The following is a 760-nucleotide window of genomic DNA, read 5'->3' as shown; positions in this document are numbered from 1 at the left end:
AGTCATTGACACATAGCCCCCTTATTGTTGATATACCAACGTTTCTAAGGCTTTTGCTCTCGTTTTTTTCGTTCATTTCGTGTTTTTGCATTGTGATGAACGTTACACAATGCTTGTAAATTGCTTTCATCTAATCTTCTTGACCAATTGTCTTTCACTTCCTGCACATGATCAACAACATCTGCTTTCCTAATTACTCCATCTTCATAGCATTTAACACAAACTGGATTATTTTCAAGAAATCGTCTGCTTAATCTTCGCCACGCTGCGGAATGGTAGAACTGTTGCATCTTAGATTCATTGCTATCATATGTTCTTGTATAATACACTTGCTTATTATAAGTTTGCTTATGCTTACTACAATACCTTTCGTTGAATGGTACTAATTCTCTACAACCTGCATGATTACATTGTTTAACTGGCTTCATTTAAAACCACTAACTTTATGAAGTGTTATCACATCAAAACCATTGACATCACTATCGCTATCAATAGTAACAATCTGATATTCCTTATCATTTATTCTAGCTATATATTGTTCATCAACACTGTCATTATGCCTTATCACTATAACTCTACTTGTTGTCCTTTGTATCCCTAGTAAACTTATTGATTGATTCGTTGACAGTGTATAATCACCACACCATAACTTGAACTGTGGTACAAACTCTTGCTTATAGTCGCCTGTATTATCGTCCTCAACAGACTTAATCGATCCAAACTCAACTCTTTGTTTTAATCTCGATATATCATAGTTCAG

At 34.5% G+C, this 760-nt stretch carries 2 protein-coding genes; both read right to left on the bottom strand.

Going from position 1 to position 760, the window contains the following annotated elements:
* Nucleotides 1–44: 44 nt before the first annotated feature.
* On the bottom strand, nt 45–428 hold the full coding sequence (locus tag FC81_RS08555; RefSeq protein WP_057745739.1) for an HNH endonuclease: 384 nt from the start codon (nt 426–428) through the stop codon (nt 45–47).
* Nucleotides 425–760: phage head closure protein (locus FC81_RS08550; protein WP_235804671.1), on the bottom strand; the 336-nt coding region annotated here is incomplete at its 5' end. The genes FC81_RS08555 and FC81_RS08550, both read right to left, overlap by 4 nt.

This window comes from Liquorilactobacillus capillatus DSM 19910 (assembly GCF_001434915.1).
GTDB lineage: Bacteria > Bacillota > Bacilli > Lactobacillales > Lactobacillaceae > Liquorilactobacillus > Liquorilactobacillus capillatus.
The sequence above is the reverse complement of the archived record's forward strand: the minus strand, read 5'-3'. Positions and strand labels throughout refer to the sequence as shown.

Bases quoted from the DNA above. Each gene is read 5' to 3' on its own strand.
- FC81_RS08555 (WP_057745739.1), bottom strand. From the start codon at position 428: ATGAAGCCAGTTAAACAATGTAATCATGCAGGTTGTAGAGAATTAGTA.